The sequence below is a fragment of the Planktothrix paucivesiculata PCC 9631 genome (assembly GCF_900009265.2).
In the GTDB taxonomy this organism is placed as follows: domain Bacteria; phylum Cyanobacteriota; class Cyanobacteriia; order Cyanobacteriales; family Microcoleaceae; genus Planktothrix; species Planktothrix paucivesiculata.
The window spans coordinates 1-6,148 of sequence record NZ_LR735007.1 but is presented as its reverse complement, the minus strand read 5'-3'; the positions used below and the strand labels follow the sequence as shown (position 1 = coordinate 6,148).

Below are 6,148 nucleotides of genomic sequence, written 5' to 3'. Positions count from 1 at the left end.
CATATCTAGTAGGGGCGAACGGCCGTTCGCCCCTACAGATGGTGTATAATTGGGTATTCTGCGTAAGTCCTAATTAATAACGGGGATTTAGGGGGATCATAACTAAGGTTTAGAAACTAATAAAGTTGTCGATGCACTGCGACCAAATTGTTCGGGAGTATGTTGTAATTTCGCTTCTGCACCCGGCCATAAATATTCCCCAGGAGTAACAGAACGAACCAAATAATGCAGTTGATAAATCCCTGGTTCTAAGCGATCGCTATAGGCTGTAATTCGGTCATTGTGAACCGTTTGATAATTAATTTGCCAACTACTTTCTTGCGCTTCTACTGCTAAATTACTGGTTTTAAAACTAGCATCAATCGCTTCAAATCCGGCGGGAAGGGGGTCAGTAATCATGACTTGATCAATAGGATGATCGGTAATAATATCTAAACCGATATCAAACACTTGTCCCGGTGATACCTTGAGCAGATCTTTAGGATTATTCAAGTCAATTGTTTGTAAAATTTTATCCTCATTAGCTGGGCGAATTGTGCGGGTAATTCTTAACCCATTTAAACGTCCGGGTTGATTTCCTTCTAAACGATAACGATAGGCGACCCAATAATTTAGTTTGCCTTGATTTGACGGTTCTAAAATTAAATCATTTTTGCCTTTGGGTAATTCTGACATAGGTATATTTAAACTAAAATTAGAATCTTTATACCCTTTGAATTGAGTTTCTCCTAAAGTTTGATCTGCTAAAGTAATCGCCACCTTAAAGTTAGGGGGTGTCGCCTCAGTTTGACTATATGCAGTTAAAGCTGTTAACGCCTGGGCGTTATCATAACTGCCTCCCCAAGTTCCATCTCGACGCAGATTTAATAAACTTTCCACCAGCTTATCAACGGTGGCAGATTGGGGATTTTTTGTTAACAATAAACCCAAGCCTTGGGATTGAATTGCTGTATCAGAATTCAACCAACTATAGCCTTGAGGTAAGTTCAGAGTTGCCGTTCTTCCGGTGACGTAAATCTGTTTTTGCACTTGCTCAAATAGAGTATCATACTCCTGTTTCCATTGAGGAAATTGAGATAAATAGCGTACCAGTTTAATCTGGGTGAGGGGATCAAATTGATCGAAATTTTGCAGAATATCATCTAAGAAATCACTGCGTTTTTCTCCGAGTTTATCTAAAGCAATTAAAGCATTTAATCGGATTTGATTTTTGCACACTTCATCCGTACAAAAATCATATTTTAGGGGATCATTTACACCTTGAGTTAAATAGGTTTTTAGAGAATTAATCAACTCAGAATTAACCGAAAATCCCGCGTTTTGAGCTTGAGCTAAGGCGTCTCCTGTATAAGCGGAAAGGAAAGGACTAGAGACTCTTGAACCCGGATAGGTTGCAATTCCACCATCTTCCTGTTGCAATTCTTCAATATTAGCTAAAGCGGTTTTAGCCCGTTCGGATAACTGCAAATTACTGAAATTTTGACCGTATTTTTTACCCAAAATCTGCATATTAGCAGCAATGATTAATTCACTAACAGCAGGTTCCAGAAACGGCCATTCTTCTCGATTAAAGACCTGTTGAGCGGAAGCGCTCAGTTGAGGAATTAGGGTACTGGCTAAATTAATATCTAATCCTCCGAAATCAGGAACCACTTTTTTACTAATATTTAGTGGAATAGTAACAGTATTAGTTGTTCGTCCTGACTCAACCACCTGTTCATTCACGTCAAAAGTTTTAACTTTTAAAGGAACTTCAAACCCATCGGATTTACCATTAAATTCCGTGGTAAATTGAACTTGAGCTTCCCCCGCTTGTTTAACTAAAATTGGAAAGCGATAGGCATTTGTTCCCGCTTCGGCGTTAGTTTTTAAGGTCTGTTGATTGGCGTTTCCAGGGGAAAACTGAATTCCACCGTTAACAGTTCCCGTAATATTTAATTTGCCCTTTTCTCCGGTTAAATTGGTAATTGATAATCCGGCTAAAATGCGATCGCCAGGACGGGCAAATTGTGGTAAAATTGGGTTAGAAATTAAGGCTTGAGTAGTCATAAATGTGGTTTCAGCCGAGCCAAATTTTTGGTTTCCATCCATTGCCACCACCATCACTCGCCAGGTGGTTAAATCATCAGGAAGTTTAAAATTAACCGTGGCTTTTCCTTGATTATCGGTAATAATTGAACCCTGATAAAAGGCTAGGGCTTGAAAATCTTTGCGAATTCGAGTATTAGCTGTAGCCGTCGATAAACCGCCTCCATAACCCCAACCTTTTGCTAAGGAAGACGCCATTTGACTTAAAATCACCGCCGGACGATTATCACTAAATCGCGTGGAAATCGGTTGTTCTGCATAGACGGTTTCTACTAAATTCGGAGGTCGATAATTATTGAGTTGTAAAACTGAATCATTCACCACCATGACGGTAAATTGTCCCCGCAGGGGTTGATTTTTGGTATCAGTTAAAGTCAAGTCTAAGGTTTGTTGAGAACCCGGTTCTAGTTTGGCTTGCTGGGGATTAACTTGCACTTGCAAATATTGATCTTCTAGGTTAATTTTAAAGGGTGTAAATCCAATTTTAGCTAGATTTTCTAAACTCCCAGGTTCGAGTTCAGAAATTGGTTTTCCTTGTCGCACTAATACCGCTTCAACTGCCGCATTTGGTAACATTTCCGGGGTAACTTGAAACTGAATTTCTGGCGCGCCTCCTTTAACTTGAATCACCTTTTCATAAAGAGGTTTATCCCGCACCACAGCAAAATATAATTCTCCTTCAGGATAGGGAGATTGAATTAAAGCGGTTGCAGTTTCCCCGGGTTTATAGGTGGTTTTATTCAGTTTAATGGTTAATTTTTCTTCATCTCCTCCCCAATAGACTAACCCACTTCCTGTCACCCAAATTTGTAAATCCGTGGCGGTAATTTCATTATTTCCATCGCTAAAATTAGCTCGTATTCGATAGGAACCGGACTCTGGAGCAGTTAAATCAATGGTTTGTTCCTTCTGACCCGACTTAACATCAACTTGAGCAACGGTTTGATATTGAATTTGATTTTTAGGGGTTCGCGCTCCTTCAACAACTCGCGTTACTTGGCTATAATCCATTTTTTGCAGTTGCAAATTTACCCCAATATTTTCTAAGGGTTTTCCTTGAATATCGGTGACAATCATCTCAATGGGAAACGCCTTACTCGCTTCGGCAATAAATGGCGTTTTTAACCCAATAAAACGGTCACTGGGAAGGGCGGTAAAGGACTCAGAATTGGCAACGGATAAGTTAGAAATATCGGTTACTTCTACATCGACTCGATAGGTCATGGGATAGGGTAAATCCTTGGCTACGGTAATAGTTTTGCTCCCCTGACCTTGAGCATCTAAAACTTGATTTTCCTGTAATACACTATCAGAAACATTGGGTTTTTCTTCTGGCCAAAACCATTGACGACCAAAGGAATAATTTTCCCATTCTTTCGGAACAAAATCCGTTGCACTCCGAGTTACATTATATTGAGCAGCACCCTGGGCGACGGGAGCACCAAATAGATATTCACTCTGAGCATTGGCCGTGATTTTATCTTCAATTTGGGCAAACTTTTTATCTAAATTGAGGACAACTTTAAAATTAGGGGGTTTAAATTCAGCTACGCGAAATTCTCCTAAAAATTCCACCTCATTATTGTCTTTTGCCCGAATAATATAATTTCCTAAAGATTGGTTTTCTTCTAAGGAAAATTCTACAGAAAATGTAGCAAATTCATTGGTTTTATACTCTCCTAATTCTCGCTTTTGTTTTTTAGGATTTTCCAAGGTGACTTGATAGGTCTGATTTTTATTAGGTTTTAATGTGCCATTTTCTAGGGAATAGGCGACACCAGTTAAGGCAACTTTTTCTCCAGGTTGATACAGTTGACGGTCGGAAAAAATCACGCCCCGAGATAGGGTTTGTTTATCTTCCCAATTGGCATCAATTCCATATCCGTATTCTCCACTATAGGATAATGTGCGGGTAAAAGCCCAATCTTTGCCTTCTTTAGCAATCACTAATAATTCCGGTGGTTTGGCAAATCTTTCCCCCTGCATACAGGATTTTAATTGTTGAGAATTTAAGGATAATATACCTTGATTATCAGTAATTCCCGTTGCACAAGTTTGGGTTTTAGTATAGGATTTAGCATCGAGTTGAGAGCGATAAATTTCAACGGTTGCTCCTGCAACAACGGAGCCATTATCTAAGTGATTAACCCGCACCAGTCCTGACTCTGGAAACCATTGGGCAAATACCCCTAAATTAGTTAATTGTATTAAACCATTAAATTGTGGCTCACTCCATTTTTGTTGACCTTCCTGTTGATAACGGGTGGTTTTAGCCGTCACTCCGTATGCTAACATTCCCGTATTTCCCCCTAATTTTTCTCTTAAATTAATTGAGGTTTCTTGAATATTATTTTTAGGGTTGGGAACAGCAAAAGTCGTCCATTTTTCCAAGGGAAGTAATAGATTTTTTCTGCCATTGTCTCTCAAATAAGCGGTATCAGTATAAACTAAATCCGTGGGTTTCACTACTTGATAGGCGGCTCGATATTTAGATTCTGGTAAATTTAAGGTGGAAATATTGAGTTCTAAATTCTGTTGAGCAGGGAAAATATTTAATCCCGAAGGAACGGAAATATCCGGGGTTAAATCTCCGGTTTTATAGTTAACCGTAACAGGTTTTCCTAATTTCTGATTAAATTGATCTTCAACTTCTGCACCTATGGTAATGGTATAATTAGTTTGGGGTTCTAAAGCCCAAGGATTGATAGTAACTTGCTCATAATTATCATAGGCTTGGATGGCTTTAATTTCGGGTTTAGGGGCGGGTTTAATAGTAATATTTTTTAGGGCAGATTCCGCAATAATTCCGTTATTAAATTGCAGTTGAGGATTGCCCGTAACAAAGCGCCCGGATGTTCCTTCTTCTGAGGCTTTACCGGGAAGTTCTAAACTAACAAATTTTAAAGTATCATAGGTTCTAATCGGGCTAGAAATCTCAACTTGAGTTTCTAAGTTTCCTTGAGCCGGACGTAATCCTGGGGTAATTTTAAATTGATATTGAGTGGCATTTTGTAGGGGTTGTTTGGGAGTAACAATATATTCTGGGTTTTGAGTTGCTGAATTGAATCTTTTTAAAGGTGCAATGGGGGCTTGATTGTCTTCTGGCTGGGCAATTTTAACCTCAACAGGAATAACTTGATTGTTTTTTTGAGAAATTAGTTGTAAGTGTTCTTTTAAAGAGGTTAAATCTAATTCTACATTGGAATTAAATTTCAGTTCAGGATTTAACCCGAGGGGATTTTCTGGAGAACCAGGTTGTTCTTCACTTCCGGGTAAATTAGATAATTTAATCGGCTCCGTGGCAAATGTCCAGCTAATATCTTGGTCTAATTGATTTTGGTTTAAATCGGTCAATCCTTTTTTTACAGTAACTTGTAAACGAGTGGCTAAGGGTAAGGCTTTATCGGCTTGAAATCCTATCATTCTAGGTGTTAAAAATCGAAACTCACCAGGTATTTTGGGGCTAATTTCAAAGTTATTCAAGAGTTTGTTCTGTGAGGCACTATCTAAACTTTCTAGGGGAATTAAAGGCTGTTTAAAAATAACATGAATTTGACTTAATTCTGGAGTCTCGCCCAGAGGATTAATTGTTTCTATCCATTCGGGGAGTTGAGGTTTGGGCAGGTCAGCTACCATGGGGATGACTTCGCTCACGGGGGAGTTACTGATAATTCGGCATCCCACCAAGGTTAATATAAATAGAAAAACAAAGACAAACCGCTTGCGAATTAGGCGAAATCGGCTAGAATTTATCATCGGATTTTATTAAAATAGTTTCTTCTGTAATAACAGATATTTTAAGCAAGATTCCAGAATATTGCAGAAGATTTAATTTTAGTTTATGTTTGAGCTTCAAAAATGGTAAAAAACCTAAATCTTTGATCAGTTTTGTTACAAAAATTAATCTTAACTAGAGATGAGTTTGTTGATCATCACAGTTGATTTTAATATTCTCTATTCTATAATAGAATAGATATCCATTACCCTGTTACTGAGCGAAGTCGAAGTATTACCCATTCGTAATTCGTAATTCGTAATTCGTAATTCGTAATTCGTAATT

General features: G+C 38.4%; 1 protein-coding gene. It reads right to left on the bottom strand.

Annotated features, from left to right (window positions below):
• Positions 1-102 precede the first annotated feature (102 nt).
• The gene (locus tag PL9631_RS07020; protein ID WP_083618426.1) at positions 103-5,844 is read right to left on the bottom strand and encodes an alpha-2-macroglobulin family protein; all 5,742 of its coding nucleotides are present in this window, start codon (positions 5,842-5,844) and stop codon (positions 103-105) included.
• Positions 5,845-6,148 lie beyond the last annotated feature (304 nt).